This is a genomic window from Ensifer sp. GW101-20A05 (assembly GCF_059424735.1).
The window spans coordinates 62,915-85,581 of the sequence record NZ_JBWKZT010000005.1 but is presented as its reverse complement, the minus strand read 5'-3'; the positions used below and the strand labels follow the sequence as shown (position 1 = coordinate 85,581).

Annotated in this window: 22 protein-coding genes; 12 read left to right on the top strand and 10 right to left on the bottom strand. The window is 60.6% G+C overall.

Annotated elements, in window-relative coordinates; translation table 11 throughout:
• Nucleotide 1: 1 nt before the first annotated feature.
• From rsmG to hemE, 6 genes are all read right to left on the bottom strand, one after another.
• A complete protein-coding gene (gene rsmG, locus AC070A_RS14885) occupies nucleotides 2–643 on the bottom strand; it encodes a 16S rRNA (guanine(527)-N(7))-methyltransferase RsmG (RefSeq protein ID WP_058321626.1) in 642 nt (213 codons plus the stop codon).
• Nucleotides 640–2,523, bottom strand: coding sequence for a tRNA uridine-5-carboxymethylaminomethyl(34) synthesis enzyme MnmG (gene mnmG, locus AC070A_RS14880; protein ID WP_113737278.1), 1,884 nt, complete (start codon nucleotides 2,521–2,523; stop codon nucleotides 640–642). The genes rsmG and mnmG overlap by 4 nt, the downstream gene beginning before the upstream one ends.
• 100 nt (nucleotides 2,524–2,623) lie before the next feature.
• Nucleotides 2,624–3,952 (bottom strand): tRNA uridine-5-carboxymethylaminomethyl(34) synthesis GTPase MnmE, encoded by a 1,329-nt coding sequence (gene mnmE, locus AC070A_RS14875; protein WP_112995091.1) that lies wholly within the window; start codon nucleotides 3,950–3,952, stop codon nucleotides 2,624–2,626.
• Nucleotides 3,953–4,326: 374 nt separating this feature from the next.
• Nucleotides 4,327–5,592, bottom strand: coding sequence for a transcription termination factor Rho (rho, locus tag AC070A_RS14870; protein WP_093233478.1), 1,266 nt, complete (start codon nucleotides 5,590–5,592; stop codon nucleotides 4,327–4,329).
• Nucleotides 5,593–5,786: 194 nt separating this feature from the next.
• Nucleotides 5,787–6,329: a protoporphyrinogen oxidase HemJ gene (hemJ, locus tag AC070A_RS14865; protein WP_057252019.1), complete on the bottom strand. Its 543-nt coding sequence runs from the start codon at nucleotides 6,327–6,329 to the stop codon at nucleotides 5,787–5,789.
• Entirely contained in the window at nucleotides 6,326–7,357 is a 1,032-nt protein-coding gene (gene hemE / locus AC070A_RS14860) for a uroporphyrinogen decarboxylase (protein ID WP_110879966.1), read from the bottom strand. Before hemE ends, hemJ begins: the two co-directional genes overlap by 4 nt.
• A gap of 407 nt (nucleotides 7,358–7,764) precedes the next feature.
• On the opposite strand from hemE, the gene AC070A_RS14855 reads away from it, so the two are divergent.
• Genes AC070A_RS14855 through dnaQ form a run of 5 tightly spaced genes read left to right on the top strand, consistent with a single transcriptional unit; the run spans nucleotide 7,765 to nucleotide 11,366 of the window.
• Entirely contained in the window at nucleotides 7,765–8,586 is an 822-nt protein-coding gene (locus AC070A_RS14855; RefSeq protein ID WP_057252021.1) for a pyruvate, water dikinase regulatory protein, read from the top strand.
• Between the two features lie 31 nt (nucleotides 8,587–8,617).
• Nucleotides 8,618–9,217, top strand: coding sequence for a Maf-like protein (locus AC070A_RS14850; protein ID WP_057252123.1), 600 nt, complete (start codon nucleotides 8,618–8,620; stop codon nucleotides 9,215–9,217).
• On the top strand, nucleotides 9,210–10,067 hold the full coding sequence (locus AC070A_RS14845) for a shikimate dehydrogenase (protein WP_112995089.1): 858 nt from the start codon (nucleotides 9,210–9,212) through the stop codon (nucleotides 10,065–10,067). Before AC070A_RS14850 ends, AC070A_RS14845 begins: the two co-directional genes overlap by 8 nt.
• Nucleotides 10,067–10,669, top strand: a complete 603-nt coding sequence (coaE, locus tag AC070A_RS14840; RefSeq protein ID WP_112995088.1) for a dephospho-CoA kinase — start codon at nucleotides 10,067–10,069, stop codon at nucleotides 10,667–10,669. The genes AC070A_RS14845 and coaE overlap by 1 nt, the downstream gene beginning before the upstream one ends.
• The gene (dnaQ, locus tag AC070A_RS14835) at nucleotides 10,662–11,366 is read left to right on the top strand and encodes a DNA polymerase III subunit epsilon (RefSeq protein ID WP_112995087.1); all 705 of its coding nucleotides are present in this window, start codon (nucleotides 10,662–10,664) and stop codon (nucleotides 11,364–11,366) included. Before coaE ends, dnaQ begins: the two co-directional genes overlap by 8 nt.
• 61 nt (nucleotides 11,367–11,427) lie before the next feature.
• On the opposite strand, the gene secB is transcribed toward dnaQ, so the two are convergent.
• Both secB and AC070A_RS14825 read right to left on the bottom strand, forming a co-directional pair.
• The gene (gene secB, locus AC070A_RS14830) at nucleotides 11,428–11,931 is read right to left on the bottom strand and encodes a protein-export chaperone SecB (protein WP_057252025.1); all 504 of its coding nucleotides are present in this window, start codon (nucleotides 11,929–11,931) and stop codon (nucleotides 11,428–11,430) included.
• A 182-nt stretch (nucleotides 11,932–12,113) separates the two neighbouring features.
• A complete protein-coding gene (locus AC070A_RS14825) occupies nucleotides 12,114–12,620 on the bottom strand; it encodes an FxsA family protein (protein WP_112995086.1) in 507 nt (168 codons plus the stop codon).
• A gap of 211 nt (nucleotides 12,621–12,831) precedes the next feature.
• Between AC070A_RS14825 and AC070A_RS14820 the strand changes: the two genes are divergently transcribed.
• From AC070A_RS14820 to gyrB, 5 genes are all read left to right on the top strand, one after another.
• On the top strand, nucleotides 12,832–13,536 hold the full coding sequence (locus AC070A_RS14820) for a Tim44/TimA family putative adaptor protein (protein WP_057252027.1): 705 nt from the start codon (nucleotides 12,832–12,834) through the stop codon (nucleotides 13,534–13,536).
• A 15-nt stretch (nucleotides 13,537–13,551) separates the two neighbouring features.
• Nucleotides 13,552–14,652 carry a murein transglycosylase A gene (gene mltA / locus AC070A_RS14815; protein ID WP_112995085.1) on the top strand — a complete coding sequence of 367 codons (1,101 nt, stop codon included), beginning with the start codon at nucleotides 13,552–13,554 and terminating at the stop codon, nucleotides 14,650–14,652.
• Nucleotides 14,645–15,211, top strand: a complete 567-nt coding sequence (locus AC070A_RS14810; protein ID WP_112995084.1) for a Smr/MutS family protein — start codon at nucleotides 14,645–14,647, stop codon at nucleotides 15,209–15,211. Before mltA ends, AC070A_RS14810 begins: the two co-directional genes overlap by 8 nt.
• Nucleotides 15,208–15,585: a helix-turn-helix domain-containing protein gene (locus AC070A_RS14805; protein WP_058321614.1), complete on the top strand. Its 378-nt coding sequence runs from the start codon at nucleotides 15,208–15,210 to the stop codon at nucleotides 15,583–15,585. Before AC070A_RS14810 ends, AC070A_RS14805 begins: the two co-directional genes overlap by 4 nt.
• A 135-nt stretch (nucleotides 15,586–15,720) precedes the next feature.
• Entirely contained in the window at nucleotides 15,721–18,156 is a 2,436-nt protein-coding gene (gyrB, locus tag AC070A_RS14800; RefSeq protein WP_112995083.1) for a DNA topoisomerase (ATP-hydrolyzing) subunit B, read from the top strand.
• A 59-nt stretch (nucleotides 18,157–18,215) separates the two neighbouring features.
• Here gyrB and AC070A_RS14795 read toward each other — a convergent pair whose 3' ends face one another.
• Nucleotides 18,216–18,812, bottom strand: coding sequence for a nitroreductase family protein (locus tag AC070A_RS14795; RefSeq protein ID WP_112995104.1), 597 nt, complete (start codon nucleotides 18,810–18,812; stop codon nucleotides 18,216–18,218).
• 256 nt (nucleotides 18,813–19,068) lie between these two features.
• On the opposite strand from AC070A_RS14795, the gene gabD reads away from it, so the two are divergent.
• Together gabD and AC070A_RS14785 are read left to right on the top strand one after the other, a co-directional pair.
• Complete coding sequence (gene gabD, locus AC070A_RS14790) at nucleotides 19,069–20,523, top strand: NADP-dependent succinate-semialdehyde dehydrogenase (protein ID WP_112995082.1); 1,455 nt, start codon at nucleotides 19,069–19,071, stop codon at nucleotides 20,521–20,523.
• A 254-nt stretch (nucleotides 20,524–20,777) separates the two neighbouring features.
• Nucleotides 20,778–21,584: an aldolase/citrate lyase family protein gene (locus AC070A_RS14785; protein WP_112995081.1), complete on the top strand. Its 807-nt coding sequence runs from the start codon at nucleotides 20,778–20,780 to the stop codon at nucleotides 21,582–21,584.
• Here the strand turns inward: AC070A_RS14785 and AC070A_RS14780 are convergent.
• Entirely contained in the window at nucleotides 21,578–22,666 is a 1,089-nt protein-coding gene (locus AC070A_RS14780) for a mannitol dehydrogenase family protein (RefSeq protein WP_112995080.1), read from the bottom strand. The genes AC070A_RS14785 and AC070A_RS14780 overlap by 7 nt on opposite strands.
• Nucleotide 22,667 lies beyond the last annotated feature (1 nt).

Sequence of the window (22,667 nt, the reverse complement as noted above, 5' to 3'; positions counted from 1 at the left end):
ATCACTGAACCTTGCGTGATAGATTTGCGATCTCGAGCACAACAGAGTCCGGCTCGACGACGCTTGGATGTTTTACCAGATCGAACTGATAGCGGCCAATGGCTTTGTCGATTTCGCGCTGGTAATCCCGCCCTTTGTGGAAATAGGCGACCGTTTTGCGCTCATCTGCCAGCAACCACGGCGCAGAGTAGTCGAGCAAGAGCGTCAAATCGGCCAAGGCCCGCGCCGAAACCGCGTCGGCGTGCGGAATCACCTTGCCGGCTTCTTCGATTCGAATCGGGTGAACGGAGCCACGCGCGCCCGTTTCGGCCAAGGCGACTCGCAAGAATGCGGCTTTCTTGTTGTTGCTTTCGACGAGATGCACCCAGCCGTCAGCGAACTCCGAGAGATAGATCGCCGTAATGATGCCCGGGAAGCCGCCGCCGCTTCCCAGATCAACCCAGGTCTTTGGCTCGGGCGACAACTGTACAAGCTGCAAGCTATCAACGATATGGCGGCGCCATAGATCCTCAATCGTCGAAGGCGCTACGAGATTGATCGACTTCGCCCACTTCTGAAAAAGGCGGGCAAAGTGCTCCAGGCGTTCATTCGTTTCACGTGAAACACGCAGTCCGTTCAACACATCGATTGGACTCGTTTTCATTGTGCACTTGCCTTTTCTTCGCGTTCTGCGCTTCCGTTTTGACGCTTCAGCCAGGCAAGGATCAGCGATGCGGCGGCGGGCGTCATGCCATCCACCTTCATCACCTGCGACAGATTGCGCGGGGCATGCTGTTTCAGCTTCTGCTTCAACTCATTGGACAATCCCGACAGCCTGTCAAAGTCAAAGCCTTCAGGGATCACCAGATTTTCCTCGCGGCGAATGCCTGCAATATCCGCCGCCTGCCTGTCCATATAGACCGCATAGGCGGCGTCAATTTCCAGCGCCTCGACGACCCGTGAACCAATCGACGACAGCTCCGGCCAGATCGGCACCAAGGCGGAAATCGATTGATCCAGATAGGAGAGGATTTCAAAGGCGGTGCGCCGCTGGCCATCCTGGTTCAGCTTCAGGCCATGACGATTGCCTTCGGCTGGCGTCACCGAGAGGCTCTTCAACAGTTGCCGTCCATCAGCGAACTGTACTTGCCAGTCGGTAAAGCGGTCGCGGCGCGCATCTGAAATACAGCCGAGTTCCATCGCCAACGGCGTCAGTCGCGCATCGGCATTATCAGCGCGCAGCGACAAACGATACTCCGCTCGAGATGTAAACATGCGGTAAGGCTCGGTAATGCCGCGCGACGTCAGGTCGTCGATCATGACGCCGATATAGGAGTTGGTGCGGCTGAAGATCACCTCGGGCCGACCGGTCGCCAGCAGCGCCGCATTCAGGCCCGCGACCAGCCCCTGGGCGCCGGCTTCTTCGTAACCTGTCGTCCCGTTGATCTGCCCTGCCAGGAACAGGCCGGGCATCTTGCGCACCGCCAGCGTCGCGTTCAACTCGCGCGGATCCACATGGTCATACTCGATGGCATAGCCGGGCTGCAGGATCGCCACATTCTCCAATCCCGGAATTGTTCGAATGAACGCCTCCTGGATATCAGCCGGCAATGAGGTCGAGATCCCATTCGGATAGATGGTGTCATCGTCGAGGCCTTCCGGCTCCAAGAAGATCTGATGACCGTCGCGCTCGCCAAAACGCACGATCTTATCTTCGATCGACGGGCAATAGCGCGGACCGACACCTTCGATCTGACCCGAATACATCGCGGACTTTCCGATATTGTCAGCGATGATCTTGTGGGTGGCCTCGGTCGTGCGCGTCACGCCGCAATCAATCTGACGGTTCAGAATGCGGTCGGTCATGAAGGAGAACGGTACAGGATCCTCGTCGGGACCTTGTCGGCCGACACTGTCCCAATCGATCGCGCGCCCATCCAGGCGTGCCGGCGTACCGGTCTTCAGACGTCCCAGCTTCAGACCATAGCGCAGCAGTGTCGCCGAAAGCCCAACAGAGGGTTCTTCACCAACGCGGCCAGCCGGGATCTTCTGGTCGCCGATATGGATCAGCCCCTTCAGAAAGGTGCCGGTCGTCAAAACCACGGACGTCGATGCAAACGTCCGGCCGTCCTTCATGACGACACCGCTGACCTTGCCATCACTCTCGATCAAGTCGAAGGCGTCACCCTCAACCACCGTGAGGTTGGCAATGCCGCTTATTTCGCGCTGCATGGCTTCGCGATAAAGGCGCCGGTCGGCCTGCGTGCGCGGACCGCGGACAGCCGGGCCCTTGCGACGGTTGAGCAGGCGAAACTGAATCCCGCCGGCATCGGCGACCCGACCCATCAGACCATCCATGGCATCGATCTCGCGCACGAGATGGCCCTTGCCCAATCCACCAATCGCTGGATTGCAGGACATCACGCCGATGGTCGACGCCTTGTGCGTGATCAGTGCCGTGTTGGCGCCGAGACGTGCAGCCGCGGCCGCCGCCTCGCAACCGGCATGTCCACCGCCAATGACGATAACATCATACTGGGTCATTGCTCATATCTCCAAGCCAGCACACCTTTGCACCGGCACGAATCGTTTCACGTGAAACACAACGAAGGACTCGCAAACGTTGTATCGTTGTTTCCACAGACTATTTTCCGATACAGAATTCGGAAAATATCACATCCAAAAGGTTCTCGACATCCACCCGCCCGGTAATCCGTCCAATCGCGTCTCCGGCAAGACGAAGCTGCTCTGCTCGGATGTCCAGGCCGTAATGTCGCCCCGCCAAGCTCTCTTCGATTGCCCGAAGAGCCTGCCGGAGACTATCGACGTGACGGCGACGTGAAGGCAAGGCAAGGGACGTTCGACCGCTGAGGTCGGGGAGATGGGCGGCGATCTCATCCAGTAGGCGATCCATGCCTTCACCCGTCCGGGTCGAGATCAAAACATCGGCTTCATCAGGAGACCATTGCCGATCATCTCGATCTATCTTCGTTGCTACACGCAAGACGGCAGTGCCGTCAGATGTGATATCGGACAGAGAATCAAAGCCGCTCGCCGTCTCCGAAAGGAGGAGGATCAAATCTGCTCGCTCGATAATTTCTCGCGCGCGACGTATGCCCTCTTGCTCGACACGTTCCTCGGTTTCACGCAGACCGGCGGTGTCATAAAGCTTGACTGAGAATCCGGCTAATGAAAGATCCACCGAGAGCACGTCACGCGTTGTCCCGGCAATTTCCGTGACGATCGCGATATCTCTCTGCGCCAGTGCATTGAGCAAGCTGGACTTTCCGGCGTTCGGCTCACCGGCGATGACGATCTTCAGCCCATCACGGATGATCTCGGCAATCGGCGCATCGGCGATGTGTGCGGCGATCTCCTGTGCAAGCACGGACATGTCCTGCCAGATGCGTTCGCTCACCGAGCCCGGCACATCGTCCTCGTCAGCAAAGTCGAGTTCGGCCTCGATCATCGCCCGCGCGTGCGTGAGACGTTTCGCCCAAGCCGCATAGACCTGCGATTGCCCGCCGCCAGAGTGTTCGATCGCCAGGCGGCGCTGCATCTCGGTCTCGGCGACGATCAGGTCGGCGAGACCCTCGACTTCCACAAGATCCAGCTTGCCGTTCTGGAAGGCGCGTCGTGAGAACTCACCCGCTTCGGCGTGGCGTAGACCTTCGAACTCGGAGAGCTCTTCGAGCAGGGCGTTCACCGCAGCGCGACCGCCATGGATCTGAAACTCGGCGCAGTCTTCCCCCGTGAAAGAGGCTGGTCCGTGAAAATAGAGAACAAGACCGCTATCGATCACAAGACCGTTGCGTGTCCGAATCGTTTTGAGCGTTGCTGCCCGCGGTAACGGGACATCGCCGCACAATTCCCGTAGGACCGCCGCAGTGTGCTGACCGCTGACACGCACGACCGCGACGCCAGCGGGCAGGGCTCCACTGGAAAGCGCATATATCGTGTGCATTGCTGTCATTGGCTCACCTGAAAAGACCGCGGTGACGGAAGGGCGCCTCGCTGGTCGAAACAATGGGGATCGTCGAAGTTCCGGACCGATTGTTTATTCTTCGCGGAGCGTGCTCACGCAGAATGAAAACGGTACTCAAAGGGTTGGGGAGCTTATGCCGAAACGGCGCCGAAATATCAAGGTCCCGCCACGCTCATGTTTCACAGCGTCGGTGTGTTTCACGTGAATCAGCCGGGGCGATCACCGATCCCAGATCCCGGAGAGAACGAGATTGTTGCGAAGCCGAATCAATGAGGAAGAAGAATCCGGCTAAGGTTTTGGGAAAACAAAAGACCGGTCGACGATAAGTCGACCGGTCTCTCAAATCGGATATCGAACGGGTCTTACGTGTTCATCGAGTCGAAGAAATCACCGTTATTCTTCGTCTGCTTGAGCTTGTCGATGAGGAACTCGATCGCGTCGGTCGTGCCCATCGGCGCCAGGATGCGGCGGAGCACGAAGATCTTCTGCAGATCCTGGCGCGGCACCAGCAGGTCTTCCTTACGCGTACCGGACTTGAGGATGTCCATCGCCGGGAAGATGCGCTTGTCGGCGACCTTGCGGTCGAGCACGATTTCCGAGTTGCCGGTGCCCTTGAATTCTTCGAAGATGACTTCGTCCATGCGGCTGCCGGTATCGATCAGCGCGGTCGCGATAATCGTCAGCGAACCGCCTTCTTCGATGTTGCGGGCAGCGCCGAAGAAGCGCTTCGGGCGCTGCAGCGCGTTGGCATCGACACCGCCGGTCAGGACCTTACCCGATGACGGAACGACCGTGTTGTAGGCGCGGCCGAGGCGGGTGATCGAGTCGAGCAGGATGACGACGTCGCGGCCGTGTTCGACAAGACGCTTCGCCTTTTCGATCACCATTTCGGCGACCTGGACGTGGCGCGTCGCCGGCTCGTCGAAGGTCGATGAAACGACTTCGCCCTTCACCGAGCGCTGCATATCCGTCACTTCTTCCGGACGCTCGTCGATCAGAAGAACGATCAGGTAACATTCTGGATGATTGGCAGTGATCGAATGCGCGATGTTCTGCAACAGAACCGTCTTACCGGTGCGCGGCGGTGCGACGATCAGACCGCGCTGGCCTTTGCCGAGCGGCGCCACCAGGTCGATGACGCGGGCGGAGAGATCTTTCGACGTCGGAACCTCGAGCTCCATCTTGAAGCGCTCGTTCGGATAGAGCGGCGTCAAGTTGTCGAAGTGAACCTTGTGACGGATCTTTTCCGGATCGTCGAAATTGATGGTGTTGACTTTGAGGAGAGCGAAATAGCGCTCGCCTTCTTTCGGTCCGCGGATCGGGCCCTCGACCGTGTCGCCGGTCTTCAGCGAGAAGCGGCGGATCTGGGAAGGCGAGATGTAGATATCATCAGGACCGGGAAGGTAGTTTGCATTCGCGGACCGGAGAAAGCCGAACCCATCCTGCAGCACTTCAACAACGCCTTCGCCGATGATTTCGATATCCTGAGCCGCGAGCATCTTGAGGATCGCGAACATCAGCTCCTGCTTGCGCATCGTGCTGGCGTTCTCCACCTCGAGCTCCTCGGCAAAGGCGAGCAGATCGGTCGGCGTCTTGTTCTTGAGTTCTTGTAGCTTCATTTCAGCCATGAAGGATCCATGTTTGGTATGGGTAGTGGAGAGATGGCGAGTATTCGTTGGGGAGCTGCGGCTGGAAGAGGCAGGCTCTTGTCTTTGTCACAAGCCATGAAGAGGAGATGGCAGAAAATAGCGATTCACGTGAAACCCTGCAAGGGGCTGTCGCAAATTAGAAACGACTATTGCAAATCACGAATCGATTAAATTCAGAACGGCTTCACCACGACCATGATCACGATGAGAATCATCAGCAGCGTCGGGGCCTCGTTCATCAGCCGCCAATAGCGCGCATCGTGCTTGTTTTCGTCACGCTGAAATTCGCGAACGCCACGGCTGAAGCGCATGTGGACTGCCGTCAAAAGCACCACGAACAGCAGCTTGGCGTGCAGCCACCCGCCGTGGAAGCCATAGACGCTCCAGGCGAGGTAGAGGCCGAGCACCCAGGAGATCATCATCGCCGGGTTCATGATCACCTTCAGCAGCCGCATCTCCATCATCTTGAAGGTTTCCGATTGCGCGGAGCCCGGCGCGGCGTCGGTGTGGTAGATGAAAAGGCGCGGCATGTAGAGCAGGGCTGCCATCCATGACATCACCGCGATGACATGCAACGCCTTGATCCAGAGATAGAAATCATCCGGCCGCCAGACGAAGAGACCGACGAGAAGCGCCACGAAAGCACCAAGCGCGATCGTTGCCCTGAGCCGCGCCCTGTTGCCGGGCGCTAAGTCGGTCTGCTTCTCGGCCATCATTGCGCTCCACGAACCCGCGCAACCAGCGCCGACACGTGATCCGGATCGGCCTGCGGCGTGATGCCATGGCCGAGATTGAAGATCAGCGGCCCATGGCCAAGCGCATCGAGAATACGATCGATGCCTTCCTCGAGCGCCATGCCGCCCGCCACGACCCGCATCGGATCGAGATTGCCCTGGACCGGCCCTTCCTTCTGCAAATCCTTCGCAAAGGAAAGCGGCACGGTCCAGTCAAGGCCGATGGCGTCGGCGCCCGTCGCCTGGCGATAAGTCTTCAACAACTGACCGGCGCCTTTTGCAAAGGCGATAATCTTTGCATTCGGCCGCTGCGCCCTGACCGAAGCGATCATGCGCTGCACCGGCTTGACCGCGTAACGGGCGAATTCCTCCTCGCCGAGAACGCCGGCCCAGGAATCGAAGATCTGCACGGCATCGGCGCCGGCATCGATCTGCCGCACGAGATAATCGGCCGAGACATCCGCCAGGAAGGACAGCAGATGATCGAAGGCTTCCGGGTTGCGGTAGGCGAAAAGGCGGGCAGGGGCCTGGTCCGGCGTCCCGTGTCCGGCGATCATATAGGTCGCAACCGTCCAGGGAGCGCCACAGAAACCGAGCAGGGTCGTTTCGACGGGAAGTTCAGCGCGCAACCGCGATACCGTCTCAAAGACAGGCTGGAGGTGCTCAGCGATGCCCTCCGGCTTCAGGCGCAAAATACCGTCGACATCGATCGGATCCATTCGTGGCCCGTGGCCTTCCTCGAAGCGCACATTGCGTTTCAGAGCATCGGGAATGACCAGGATATCGGAGAAGAGGATGGCAGCGTCGAAAGCGTATCGACGGATCGGCTGCAGCGTCACCTCGACTGCGAGATCGGGTGTGTAACAGAGATCGAGGAAGCTCCCGGCCGTAGCCCGTGTAGCCCTGTACTCCGGCAGGTAACGGCCTGCCTGGCGCATCAGCCAGATCGGAGGAGGAGACACCGTCTTCCCTGCCAAAACCTCCAGAACCTTTCTGCGCGTTTCGGTCACGGATCATCTCTCCCAATATAAAATCAAAGATATTTAGAAGGTTTCTATTTCTTAGAGTCGGTGGGTATCAAGGATTAAAACAAGCCACTGACTTGTCCACGGCTGTCGCTCGGGACAACGCGCGATGGGACAGTGTCTGGGTAATCTGGAAAAACAGTGCAGAGAGACGAATAAAGGCATTTGGATTCAGTCGGTTAGCGGAACCACGGATTTGGTCACGCTTGTGGACAAGCGGTTGATACGCGTGACACTTTGTCATCGTCGCGAGTCTTTTCCACATTTGCCCCGAAACGGTTTCCGCGACAGCGCCAATTGTGAATAAGTCGGCAGTTTTCCACTTGCCTGGGTCGGCGCCCCGTCGTTAGCTGTCTTTCATCCCGGCTTATCAACAGCACCAGGAGAATTGCGTGGAGAACAAGAAAAACTACTTCCACCTTCACCTGATTTCGGACTCGACGGGCGAGACTCTGATTGCTGCCGGACGCGCCGCCGCCGCTCAGTTTCAGAGCTCGCATGCGCTGGAGCATGTCTATCCGTTGATCCGCAACCGCAAACAGTTGCTGCAGGTCCTCGACGCCATCGATGGTGCGCCCGGCATCGTGCTCTATACGATTGTCGACCGCGAACTCGCCGATGTCATCGATCGGCGTTGCCGCGAGATGGGTGTCCCTTGCGTCTCGGTGCTCGATCCGATCATCGACCTCTTCCAGTCCTATCTGGGATCGCCGTCGCGCCGCCGTTCGGGCGCCCAGCACGTGATGGATGCGGAGTATTTCGCCCGCATCGACGCGCTCAATTTCACGATGGACCATGACGACGGTCAGTTGCCCGCCGATTTCGACGAGGCGGATGTCGTTCTGGTCGGCATCAGCCGGACGTCGAAGACGCCGACCAGCATCTATCTCGCCAACCGCGGCATCAAGACGGTCAACATCCCGATCGTTCCGGGCGTGCCGCTACCCGAAAGATTGATGGAGGCGACGAAGCCGCTCGTCGTCGGCCTGATCGCCACGGCCGACCGTATCTCGCAGGTGCGCCAGCACCGGGTGCTCGGAACGACGCAGGGCTTTCACGGCGATCAATATACGGACAAGGCCTCGATTACCGAGGAACTGAAATATGCCCGGTCGCTTTGCGCCCGCAACAATTGGCCGGTCATCGACGTCACCCGCCGTTCGATCGAGGAAACCGCGGCGGCAATCGTTGCCCTGCGTCCGCGTCTGCGCTAGACCCGAATCGAACAATACGGGAACCTGCATGATGAATCTTTCGCTCGTCCTGGCCTCGGCAAGCCCGTTTCGACGTGCGCTCCTGGAAAATGCCGGCCTCGTTTTCGAGGCGAAGGCAGCCAAGATCGATGAACGTGCGCTGGAAAAGCCACTCGAAGAAGCCGGTGTGGCACCCGAAACTGTAGCGCTCGCGCTGGCGGAGGCAAAGGCGCGCGACGTCGCCGGCCATTTCGGCGACGCGTTGGTGATCGGCTCCGACCAGACCATGTCTCTGGAAGCACGGGTCTATCATAAGCCGAAGGACATGGCGGAAGCGGCTCAGCATTTGCTGTCTCTGTCCGGAAAGACCCATCGCCTGAACAGCGCCATCGTGCTTTTGCGCGGTGAAGAGGTTGTCTGGCGGCACGTTTCTTCCGCCCACATGACGGTGCGGCCGCTGACGGCAGGTTTCGTCGATCGCCACTTGCAGCGTGTTGGCGAAAAGGCGCTTTCGAGCGTCGGCGCCTATCAGCTGGAGGGCGAGGGGATCCAGCTCTTCGAAAAGATCGAAGGCGACTACTTCACCATCCTCGGTCTTCCGATGCTGCCGCTGCTCGCCAAACTTCGTGAACTGGGAACGATCGATGCGTGATTCACGTGAAACATTTGTTAACCACGCCTTCGTCACCGGCTATCCGATCAAGCACTCCCGGTCGCCTCTGATCCATGGTTATTGGCTGAATGAGCTCGGTCTGCGCGGCAGCTATCGCGCGCATGAGGTCAGGCCGGAAGATTTTGCCGCCTTCATCGAAAGCCTCAAGGACGGAACGTCCGGTTTCTGCGGCGGCAATGTCACCATCCCGCACAAGGAGCTCACCTGTCGTCTGGCGGATCGGCCGGATGAGCTGAGCCAGGAACTCGGCGCGGCCAATACGTTATGGCTCAGAGATGGAGCGGTGCACGCCACCAACACTGATGGCCGCGGCTTCGTTGCCAATCTCGATGAGCGGGCGGCTGGCTGGGACAAGACGTCAACCGCAGTCATTCTCGGCGCAGGCGGCGCCAGCCGTGCGATCATTCAGGCCGTCCGTGATCGCGGCATCAAGACGATCCATGTCGTCAATCGGACGGTCGACCGGGCGAAGGAACTCGCCGATCGTTTCGGCCCGGCGGTCGAAGCGCATCCGATGGGCGCGCTCAAAGAGGTGATGGCGGGTGCCGGTCTGTTCATCAACACCACGTCACTAGGCATGGATGGCAGCGAAGCGCTCGTGCTCGATTTCGGCGTCATGGCTTCCAGCGCCGTCGTCACGGACATCGTCTATGTTCCCCTGAAGACGCCGATCCTCGCGCAGGCAGAGGCGCAAGGTTTTGCGATTGTCGACGGTTTGGGCATGCTCCTGCACCAGGCCGTCCCCGGCTTCGAGCTCTGGTTCGGCTGTCGGCCGACGGTCGATGCCACGCTTCGACAACGCATCATCGATGACATGGACCGGCGCTGATGATGATCCTTGGGCTCACAGGATCGATCGCCATGGGCAAGTCGACGACGGCCCAGATGTTCCGTGACTTCGGCGTTCCGGTGAACGATGCCGATGAGGTGGTGCACCAACTTTATCGCGGCGAGGCAGTTGCGCCGGTCGAGGCGGCTTTTCCCGGAACGACGAAAGACGGCGAGGTTGACCGGTCCGAACTGTCGCGCCAGCTCATGGAGGCGCCGGGACGGCTGTCCGAACTCGAGGCGATCGTACATCCGCTCGTGCGCAAGAAGGAACAGGAGTTCCTTGCAAAGTACGCGGCTACAGCTGCGCCCTTTGTCGTCCTGGACATCCCGCTGTTGTTTGAAACAGGAGCGGAAAAAAGGGTCGACCGCGTCATCGTGGTGACCTGCTCGGCCGAGCTCCAGCGCGATAGGGCGTTGAAGCGACCGGGAATGACAGAGGGAAAACTCGCGATGATCCTTGCGCGGCAGGTGCCGGACAGCGAAAAGCGTAAACGCGCCGACTACATCATCGATACCAGCGACAGTTTCGACGTCACCCGCGGCCAGGTGAAGGCGGTCGTCGACGAACTCGCAGCCAGAAACGGAGACGCGGATGCGTGAGATCATCTTCGATACGGAAACGACGGGGCTCGACAATCGCGAGGACCGGGTGATCGAAATCGGCGGTGTCGAACTCGAAAACCAGTTTCCGACCGGCCGCACGCTCCACATCTTCATCAATCCCGGCAGCCGCAAGGTTCATCCGGATGCGCTCGCCATCCACGGGATCACCGACGACTTCCTGAAGGACAAGCCGCCCTTCGCCGATGTCGTCGATGAGATCCTAGATTTCTTCGGTGATGCGCGTTGGGTCGCCCACAACGCCACCTTCGACATGGGCTTCGTCAACGCCGAGTTCGCGCGTCTGGGACTGCCGCCGATCGCCATCGATCGGGTGACGGACACATTGGCGCTTGCTCGCCGCAAGCATCCGATGGGGCCGAACTCGCTCGATGCGCTTTGCCGTCGTTACGGCATCGACAATTCGCACCGCGCGAAACACGGCGCTCTTCTCGACTCCGAACTGCTCGCCGAAGTCTATATTGAGATGATCGGTGGTCGTCAGGCAGCGCTCGGCCTTGTCTCGACGAAATCGGCGGGGCAGTCGATCGAGCTCGATGATGTGCCGATCGTCATCGGCCAGCGTCCGCGTCCGCTGCCGAGCCGGCTGTCGGAGGACGATCTTGCGGCTCACGCTGCGCTGATTGCCAAGATCGGCGCCAAGGCGATCTGGGCAAAATACGATCCCCAGGAATAACCAGGCATCAAAAAAGCCCGGCGCGAGCCGGGCTTCATTGTTTCAGCGTTCTGATTTTCGATCAGTTCGCGGTTTCGTTCGAGTTCGAAACCTGAGCACGGACCTTTTCTTCTGCCATGCGCTGCGCGAACATCTGCGCGAAGTCGATCGGGTCGATCATCAGCGGCGGGAAGCCACCATTGCGGGTCGCGTCGGCAACGATCTGGCGCGCGAACGGGAACAGCAGGCGCGGGCACTCGATGAAGAGCAGCGGCAGCATGTGCTCCTGCGGGAAGCCTGCAACGCGGAAGACGCCGCCATAGGCGAGCTCGACATTGAAGAGAACACGGTCGCCGTCCTTAGCTTCGGCGTTCAGTGACAGAACGACGTCGAAATCGTTCTCTGCGAGCGGATTGGCGTTGACATTGACGTTGATGTTGATCGACGGCGCCTTGTCACGAGCCTGCAGCGAACGCGGAGCGCCCGGGTTTTCGAAGGAAAGGTCCTTGATATACTGGGCGAGGATATTCAGCGACGGGCTCTGCTGCGCGCTGCCGTTGCCGTTGGATGCGGTATCAGTCGTCATAAGGGTTCCTCGACATCAATTCGGTGAGGCCATCTAGCATTTCGGCCTAGGGCTTACAACCCTGCGGACCCGGCGCTTTCAGGCGGATGCGCGTACCTTTGCTCCAAACCGCCAAGCCAGGATTATGCTCCGGAATGTGGGCGACAGAGTGCCGGATGCGCATTCCGCCAAACGCTCCTCGTCTAGGGGCGATCGCGGTCCCCACCTTGCGGCGGATCCTCGTCGTCCTTCCGCGAAAATTCGCCTTCGTCGAGGTCGATGACGCGCGTCGAGGGTCGTGGCTGCCGCGGGTCGTCTTGTGGGTACCAGTTCGTCCCGGATGCCGCCGTCACGATCGTCATCCTCTTGCGCAGATAGGCGGCCACGACGTCGCGGACAAAGGGCAGAAACAGGAGGAGACCGATCACGTCGCTGACGAAGCCCGGTACGACGAGCAGGATCGCCGCGACGAACAGCAAGGCGCCGCCGATCACCTCCCGGCCCGGGTCACTGCCTGTGCGGGTGGCATCCTGCATCCTGCGGATGACGGTAAATCCCTGGACTCGGAGCAGGATCACACCCACAAATGCGCTTGCAAGCACCAGAAGCAGCGTCATCAAAAGTCCGATCTCTCGGCCGACGACGACGAAACCGGCGATCTCGGCGAGCGGGAGCCCGAAGATGACAAGGGGAATAAGAAATGAGCGCATCAATCTGCCCGAAAATGAAACCTGGTGTTCCCTTAAATCGTCTCCGACTTAAGAGCAAAAACATGCAGCAACTCTAAAGCGCCACAGCGACCTTTGTGCGTCTTAAAAGACGTTCGGTGCTGTAAGGGTGCGACATCGCCATTTGAATGATCTATTCTTGCGGACTATATGGAATAGCCACGAGAAATTCTAACAGCGGTTCCGGGTGGAAATGGGCTCTTTTGACTTCATCACGTTTTTTTTCCTGATCGCCGCGGTGGTCATTTTCCTGCAACTGCGCAGCGTTTTGGGCCGCCGGACAGGAAGCGAACGGCCGCCATTCGATCCCTATTCGCCGCGAGACATGAGCCAGGGGCCGGAAAACGGCGACAAGGGCAAGGTCGTGCAATTGCCGCGACGCGAGAGCGCGGAAGAAGAAGCGGGTCGTTACGAATCGATCGATGCCTTCGCCAAGGCTGGCACAACACTGAACACCCAGCTTCGAGCGCTGAGCGACGCTGATCCGAGCTTCGATCCCAAGGAATTCGTCAACGGCGCCAAGATGGCCTACGAGATGATCGTCATGGCCTTTGCTGACGGTGACCGCAAGACGCTGAAGAACCTGTTGTCCCGCGAGGTCTATGAAGGCTTCGACGCGGCGATCACCGACCGGGAGCGCAAGGGCGAAGTCGTCAAGTCCACCTTCGTCGGCATCGACAAGGCCGACATCATTCACGCCGAAGTGAAGGACAGCGAAGAGAACATCACGGTCCGTATCGTCAGCCAGCTGATTTCGGCGACTTATGACAAACAGGGTGGCCTGATCGACGGCGATGCCGAATCGGTTGCCGAGGTCAATGATCTCTGGACCTTTGCGCGCGACATCCGTTCGCGGGATCCGAACTGGAAGCTGATCGCCACCGAATCCGAAAATTGAGCGGCCGTGGCGACGATGTCCTTTCGACTTGAACCCGTCAGTTTCGACGATCTTCCGGGCTGGCGGGACGACGACCCGACCAAGGTGATAGAGGCGATGCGCCGCTGTCAGAAGCACGTCTCGACCAAGCCCTATCGCACCGGATCGATGGGGATCTCGGCCGATGATCTTATGCCGGCCTTCTCGGCTTCGTCAGCCGACGTCGACACAGCTGACGGCGCACGGGCCTTCTTCGAGAAGCACTTCGCACCGTTCCGGATCAAACCGGAAGCGGGTTCCGGCTTTGTCACCGCCTTCTACGAACCGGAAATCGAGGTTCGCGCCGAAGCGGACGAGACCTATCGCTATCCGCTCTACCGACGCCCTGCGGATCTGGTCGATATCGACGACACCAACCGGCCCGATGGGATGGATCCCTATTTCGCCTTTGGTCTTTCCGAGGATGGCCGGATCAGCGAGTATCCGGACAGGCGGGCAATCGAGCAGGGCTACCTTGCCGGCCGCGGCCTGGAGATCGCCTATGCGAAGTCCAAGGTCGAAGTTTTCTTCGTTCATGTCCAGGGTGCGGCGCGGCTCCTATTCCCGAATGGTTCGCGTCGCCGCGTCACCTATGCCGCCAAGACCGGCCACTATTTCTCAGCCGTCGGCAAACTGCTGATCGAACGCGGCAAGATCGATGCCGCGACCGTCTCGATGATGAGCATTCGCGACTGGCTGGAGGCGCATCCGGACGACGTCGATGAGGTCCTCTGGCACAACCGGTCGTTTATCTTCTTCCGCGAGGCCGCTGTCGAGGACGAGCACCTGGGTCCGATCGCCGCTGCCAAGGTCTCGCTCGAGCCGGGACGTTCCTTGGCGGTGGACCGGCTGATCCATACCTTCGGCGTACCCTTCTATATCGCGAGCGAGAGCCTGACACGCCTCGATGACGGAAAGCCCTTCCAGCGCCTGATGCTGGCGCTCGACACGGGGTCGGCAATCGTCGGTCCAGCGCGCGGTGACATCTTCACCGGTTCCGGCTTCGAGGCGGGCGAACGGGCCGGGGCAGTTCGTAATCAGGCCGACTTCTATGTTTTCGTTCCCAAGGCGGCCGCGGCACGATACGGCCATGCCTAAGAAAAAAGAGCTTTCGTCCGAAGATCGCATTCTCTGGGGCAAGGTTGCCCGCTCGACGAGACCGATGCCGGGTCGGCTCGACGACCTGATGGACATGTTGGCCGTAGACGAAGAGCCGAAGGCGCAGGAAGAACCGAAAGCCAAGCAGCAGCAGAAATCGACCGGCGCCGTCGAACAGCCGGGTATCGCGCTGACGAAAAAGACGGGCGAGAAACTGCATCATCCGCTTGAGAAGCCGGTCAAGCGCAAGCTCGCCAAGGGGCGCCTGACACTCGAAGCCCGGATCGACCTGCATGGCATGATCCAGAGCGAAGCGCATGGTTTGCTGTTGCAGTTTCTCTTAAGGGCGCATGAGCGCGGGCTGCGCCATGTGCTCGTCATAACCGGCAAGGGCACCTCGTTCGGCAGCGACGGTGCTTTGAAGCGGGCGGTACCGCTCTGGTTCTCCTTGCCCGAGTTCCGGCCGCTGATCTCATCCTACGAGCAGGCCGCCCGCAACCATGGCGGCGAGGGTGCTCTATATGTCCGCCTGGCGCGTGTGAGGGGAAGCGCGATATGACACCCTTCGGCGAGGCGCTGCGCGAACTCAGGCGCAGGAAGGGCGTGTCGCAGAAACAGATGGCAGCGGCGATCAACGTTTCGGCCGCCTATCTCTCAGCCCTCGAACACGGAAAGCGCGGCGCGCCGAGCTTCGATTTTCTCCAGCGGGTGGCCGGCTATTTCAATGTGATCTGGGATGAGGCGGAGGAGTTGTTCCGTATCGCCAACGTCTCCGCACCGAAAGTCGTGCTGGACACGTCGGGCCTGACGCCGGAGCACACGGCATTTGCCAACCGCCTCAGCGAACAAATCCGCGCTTTGTCGCCTGAGACGATCCGCGCCCTGGAAGATGTTTTGGAAAAAGCCACATTTCCTGATAATGACAGGGGATGAATGCCTGTTTCCGGCCGCTGCCCGGCGGTCCGGGATTTGGAACCGTGGACAAATTTTCTATAGTCCACGAGGCGTCCGAGACGTGATTCGCAACGAATCACCCTGTCCGAACAACCTGGAAAGACCCGTAGCTGAATGACCGACAATCCTGAGACCGAAACCGGCGCCAGCGCCGAATATGGTGCCGATTCCATCAAGGTGCTGAAGGGCCTGGATGCCGTGCGCAAGCGGCCGGGCATGTATATCGGCGACACGGATGACGGCTCCGGTCTGCACCACATGGTGTATGAGGTCGTCGACAACGCGATCGACGAAGCGCTTGCCGGTCATGCGGATATCGTAACGGTGACGCTTAATTCTGATGGATCGGTAACGGTCACGGATAACGGTCGCGGCATCCCGACCGACATCCACAAGGAAGAAGGCGTGTCGGCGGCCGAGGTCATCATGACCCAGTTGCACGCCGGCGGAAAATTCGACCAGAACTCCTACAAGGTTTCGGGCGGTCTGCACGGCGTCGGCGTGTCCGTGGTCAACGCGCTTTCCGTTTCCCTGAAGCTGAAGATTCGCCGCGCAGGCAAAATTCACGAGATGAGCTTCACGCACGGCGTCGCCGATGGCTCTCTGGCCGTTACCGGCGACGCAGGCGACGCGACCGGAACCGAGGTGACGTTCCTGCCGAGCAGCAAAACCTTCACCAAGACCGAGTTCGATTACAACACGCTGGAACACCGCCTTCGCGAACTCGCCTTCCTCAATTCAGGCGTTCATATCATTCTGACCGACAAGCGCCATTCGGACATTCGCCAGGACGAGATGATGTATGAGGGCGGTCTCGAGGCCTATGTCGCCTATCTCGACCGGGCGAAGAAGCCGCTGGTGCACAAGCCCGTATCGATCCGCGGCGAAAAGGACGGCATCACCGTCGAAGTGGCGATGTGGTGGAACGACAGCTACCACGAAAACGTGCTCTGCTTTACCAACAACATCCCGCAGCGCGACGGCGGCACCCATATGGCGGGCTTCCGCGGCGCGCTGACGCGCCAGGTCACCTCCTACGCGGATTCCTCGGGCATCACCAAGAGGGAAAAGGTCACGCTCCAGGGCGAGGACTGCCGCGAAGGCCTGACGGCTGTTCTTTCGGTCAAGGTTCCAGATCCGAAGTTCTCATCGCAGACGAAGGACAAGCTGGTGTCTTCGGAAGTGCGCCCGGTTGTCGAAAGCCTCGTCAACGAAGCGCTCAGCACCTGGTTCGAAGAACATCCGAGCGAAGCCAAGATCCTCGTCGGCAAGGTGGTCGAAGCGGCTGCTGCCCGCGAAGCCGCCCGCAAGGCCCGCGAACTGACGCGCCGCAAGGGTGCGCTCGATATCTCGTCGCTGCCCGGAAAGCTTGCCGATTGCTCCGAGCGTGACCCGGCCAAGTCCGAAGTCTTCCTGGTGGAGGGTGACTCGGCAGGTGGCTCCGCCAAGCAGGGCCGCTCGCGCGAAAACCAGGCGATCCTGCCGCTGCGCGGCAAGATCCTCAATGTCGAGCGTGCGCGCTTCGACAAGATGCTGTCGAGCCAGGAAATCGGTACGCTGATCACCGCACTCGGCACCTCGATCGGCAAGGACGAGTTCAACGCCGACAAGCTGCGCTATCACAAGATCATCATCATGACGGACGCCGACGTCGACGGCGCCCATATCCGCACCCTGCTGCTCACCTTCTTCTTCCGCCAGATGCCGGAATTGATCGAGCGCGGCCATCTCTATATCGCCCAGCCGCCGCTCTACAAGGTCACGCGCGGCAAGTCGGCTCAATACCTCAAGAACGAGCAGGCACTGGAAGACTACCTGATCACGATGGGTCTGGAAGAAGCCACGCTGGAGCTGGAATCAGGCGAAGTGCGCGCCGGCCAGGATCTGCGCGAAGTCATCAATGATGCACTCCGCCTGCGCAATCTGATGAACGGGCTGCACTCGCGCTACAACCGCTCGATCGTCGAGCAGGCGGCGATCGCCGGCGCCCTGAACGTTGAGCTCAACGGCCAGCGCGACGCCTATGAAGCGGTCGCTGCGGAGGTTGCCCGTCGCCTCGACGTCATCGCCGAGGAAACCGAACGCGGCTGGAGCGGTGCGGTCACGGCAGAAGGCGGTCTTCGCCTCGAGCGCATGGTCCGCGGCGTCAAGGAAGTCGCGGTGCTCGATATGGCGCTGATCGGCTCGTCCGATGCCCGCTACATCGACCAGCTCACCGCGAAGCTCAAGGAAGTCTATGCTGCCCCGCCGGTTCTGCGGCGTCGCGACGGTACCCTGGAGATCAGCGGACCGCGTGCGCTTCTCGATGCGATCTTCGCGGCCGGTCGCAAGGGTCTCTCGATGCAGCGCTACAAGGGCCTCGGTGAAATGAATGCCGAGCAGCTCTGGGAAACGACGCTCGATCCGAACGTCCGCTCGCTGCTGCAGGTCCGCGTCACCGACGCCACCGATGCCGACGGCCTGTTTTCGCGCCTGATGGGCGACGAGGTCGAGCCGCGCCGCGACTTCATCCAGGAAAACGCACTGAGCGTCGCCAACCTCGACATCTGATCTTCTCGGATATCGTGACCACTTGGAATCCCGGTGCCTTGCGGCGCCGGGATTTTTCGTTATTCGCCCTTGAACTGGCCTTCGAAGGCGAACTCGCTGACCGGCTTGCGCTGGCTCGGGATTTCGCGTGCGCGCAGGTCGTCCGGTAGCGTCGAGGGGTCAGCCAGCCGTCCGATCGCCACGGCGGCCTCGACCCGGTGATGCTCGGGAACGTTCAGAACGCGCATCGCCTTGTCGCGGTCGATGCCGGCCATGCCATGGGTATGCCAGCCGCCAAGGGAAGCCTGCAGAGCGAGGCTGTACCAGGCCGAGCCCGTGTCGAAGGCGTGGGTATAGGCCGGCCGCATCTCGCCGTTCTGTGCCTGGTTGTGGGTTCTTGAAATAACGATCAGAAGCGCGGCAGCGTTCTTCGCCCAGCGCTGGTTGCCTTCATCGAGCGTGTCGAGCAGCACCGGAAAGTGCTCCGTTCCGCGACGGGCATAGACGAAGCGCCAGGGCTGTCGGTTGCTCGCAGACGGCGCCCATCGGGCCGCTTCGAAGAAGGAAAGCAGTTCGCGTTCCTCGATCTCCTCGTTGGTGAAGGCGCGGGGCGACCAGCGCTCCAGGAACATGGCATCGATGGGATAATCGGCTTTTCTGTTGTTGGTCGCCGTCATGGACATGCCTCTTCTATGTGTTCTCTATATCCTCGGCCGATCTTCGGTGCCTGATCTGTCACCTGCGCCTATGGCTCGATTCGTTTCGGACGCTACATGAGGACGGGTGTGGATGAAACCGGGTTGGACGCACGGGAACGCGAGCGCGGTCGGTACGCGAGGCGCGCCAGGAAAGTGCAGAAACGGTCGCGTGGGTCATTGCCGTTTCCAAGAAAAAAGTTGTATAAGTTCTGTAGACTTTGAGAGAGGACGGATCATGTCGTTTAAAGACCCATCATTGTTTCGCCAGGCAGCGCTCGTCGGCGGCGAGTGGATCGAGGCGGACGCGGCGAACGCGATCGAGGTGAACAACCCGGCGACCGGTGAGATCATCGGCCGGGTGCCGAAGCTCGGCGCCAAGGAAACCAGGGCGGCGATCGAGGCGGCGCGCGTGGCCCAGAAGGGCTGGGCGGCGCGCACGGCCAAGGACCGCGCCGGCGTTTTGCGCAAGTGGTTCGAGCTGATGATCGAGAATAAGGAAGATCTCGGCCGCATCCTGACGCTGGAGCAGGGCAAGCCGCTTGCCGAAGCAACGGGCGAAATCGTCTATGGCGCAAGTTTCGTCGAGTGGTTCGCCGAAGAGGCGCGCCGCCTCTATGGCGACCTGATCCCCGGTCATCAGCCCGACAAGCGCATCCTGGTGATGAAGCAGCCGATCGGCGTCGTCGCGGCAATCACGCCCTGGAACTTCCCCAATGCGATGATCACCCGCAAGGCCGGCCCGGCTTTCGCTGCAGGTTGCGCGATGGTGTTGAAGCCGGCGGCACAGACGCCGTTCTCGGCAATCGCGATCGCCATTCTCGCCGAACGCGCCGGCTTGCCGAAGGGCCTGTTCAGCGTCATCACCGGCTCGGCCCGCGAGATCGGTGCCGAGATGACCTCCAACCCCGTCGTGCGCAAGCTGACCTTCACCGGCTCGACCGAAGTCGGTGCCGAGCTCTATCGCCAGAGCGCCTCCACCATCAAAAAGCTCGGCCTCGAGCTTGGCGGCAATGCTCCCTTCATCGTCTTCGACGATGCCGATCTCGATGCGGCGGTTGAGGGCGCGCTGATCGCCAAGTTCCGCAACAACGGCCAGACCTGCGTCTGTGCTAACCGCATCTATGTGCAGGACAAGGTCTACGACGCCTTTTCCGACAAGCTCGCCAAGGCGGTCGCCAAGCTGAAGATCGGCAACGGCCTCGACGAGGGCGTGATCCTCGGGCCGCTGATCGACAAGGCGGCGCTGGAGAAGGTCGAGGAGCATATTGCCGACGCCACCTCCAAGGGCGCGCGCGTGATCCAGGGCGGTAAGCGTCACACGCTCGGCGGCACCTTCTATGAGGCGACGGTTCTGGCCGATGTCACCCAGGCGATGGCGGTGGCGCGCGAAGAGACCTTTGGCCCGGTGGCGCCGCTCTTCCGCTTCGCCGATGAGGCGGATGTGGTCGAACAGGCAAACGACACTGAGTTCGGCCTTGCCTCCTACTTCTATGCCAAGGACCTGGCGCGGGTTTTCCGGGTGGCCGAAGCGCTGGAATACGGCATGGTCGGCGTCAACACCGGCCTGATCTCGACAGCGGAAGCGCCGTTCGGGGGCGTGAAACTCTCCGGTCTCGGCCGCGAGGGCTCGCGCTACGGCATCGAAGAGTTCACCGAGATCAAATACGTCTGCCTCGGCGGCGTGGCCTGAAACAGGCGAAAATCCGACTTGCAACAAACCGGCCAACGTTTTGGCCGGTTTTCTTTTGCCAGCAAGGCGTTAGTCTTCGCAGTCGAATCCATCGATGGCGTGAGATTGCCCCTCACCCTAGCCTCTCCCCGCAAGCGGGGCGAGGGGACTTGAGTCGGTGCGGCATCGTCCGTCCTCCTTTTTCCAGGACGAAGGTGCCGGCAGGCGGATGAGGGGCGAAGCTCGATCCCACGCTAAGTTTAAGGAGAGTCAGCATGCCGGCACCGAAGAACCCCTTTAAAGCGGCTCTGCGCGAAAACCGCTTCCAGCTCGGGCTGTGGGTGGCGCTCGCCAGCCCATACGCGGCGGAAGTGGTTTCCGGCAGCGGCTATGACTGGCTGCTGATCGACGGCGAGCATGCGCCGAATGACATTCCCTTGCTGTCGGCGCAGTTTCGCGCGGTCTCGGCATCGGCGAGCCACCCGATGGTTCGCCTGCCGGTCGGCGACACGGTGCTGATCAAGCAGATTCTCGACACCGGTGTGCAGACCCTGCTGATCCCGATGGTCGAGAGCCTGGCGCAGGCACAGCAGCTGGTGCGCGCCACCCGTTATCCGCCGCATGGCGTTCGCGGCGTCGGCGCCGCCCTCGGTCGGGCCTCGCAATTCGGCCGCATCGGCGACTATCTCCAGACCGCCGGTGATGAAATCTGCCTGATCCTGCAGATCGAGAGCCGCGCGGGTCTTGCTGCGATCGATGAGATTGCCGCGCTTGATTGCGTTGACGGCCTCTTCATCGGCCCTTCCGACCTGGCGGCCGACATGGGTTATCTCGGCAAGCCGGGCCATCCGGAGGTGCGCGCGGCAATCGCCGACGCGTTCGAGCGTATCAAGAAGGCCGGCAAGGCGAGGGGCATCATGACGCTCGATCTCGATCAGGCGCGCGACTACCGCGAGATGGGCGCCGATTTCATGGCGATCGGCACGGATGTCACGTCGCTCGTGCGCGCGACGACGGCGCTGCGCCAGGAGTTTCTCGGCGAGGTGGCGGTGGCACCAAAGAAGCAGGAATCCGGCTACTGATCCGAGATTGCCGTGAGCCCGGGCATTGCTACGCCCGGGCTCCAGAGCCGGAGGTCGCCGATCCGGCGCGCGATCTTTTCGCGGTGATGGTTGGCGATATCGCTTAGGCGATGATTGAGGAACGGGTTTCTGAAGCGCTCCAGCGTCGCGGCGACATAGTCCGTCGCTTCGCTTTGCAGGTCCTTCGCGGCGAAAGCGGGAATGACTTCGGATCGATAGATGCGGTCGAGATATGCTGCTACGCGGGCGTCGGCGAGCGTCTCCCGGACGGTCTCATGCGGGTTACGGCCCTCCCTCAGCCAGAGATCGGCCAGCACGGTGTGGCCGAGATTGAGGATGTGAAGCTTCAGCTTCTCGTAAGGCGTCAGGTCATCAACGAGCTTCACGGACGGATGAATGCACGGAAGGTGCAAGCCGGGCTGGTTTTCGATCGCCCAGAGCGCATAGGGTTCGGCAATCGCACCGGCGGGCTCCAGAGGCTCGGAGACGATGCGGTCGACCAATGTGTTTGCCCAGACGACACCTGTGTTCAGCCAGTTCGTGAAAGCGGTGTCTTTGGCCCGCTCCGCCGCGAGCCCCAGCATCAGCGCCTTCAGCACATCGCCGTTGCGTGACACGAGCTCGCAAGGAAGGATCGTCAGGGCGCGCCCACCCGCTTCAAAGCGGGCCTTCAGGAGCAGGAGCAGCTTGCCGGGAAAGGAACGGGGAATGTCCGTGACCAGGTCGTCGTCGGTGATCCGGTAACCCGTATCGCCGGTATTGGAGATCAGGATTTCCGCTTCCTGGGCAACAATCTCCCGGACCTCGCTCCAGTTTTCAGCGGTTGAAAGCGCCCGCGTCACGCTCGTCACCCGCTGCGTCGCGTCGATCCGCTCCCCGTCTTGGATGCCGCGGATGATGACGGGAAAGCCTTCGGGGCGCGCGAGCGCCGCAAGACGTCCGGAACGCTCGCTGGATCCGGTTGTCTGCACGATCGTGATCGGGCCTGGTGCCTTTCCCGCCTTCAGCGCGTCGCTGACGAAGAGATCGGCATGCGCTTGAAGAAAGCGGCTGGTTCCGAATTGCACGATCGGCGTCGGCATC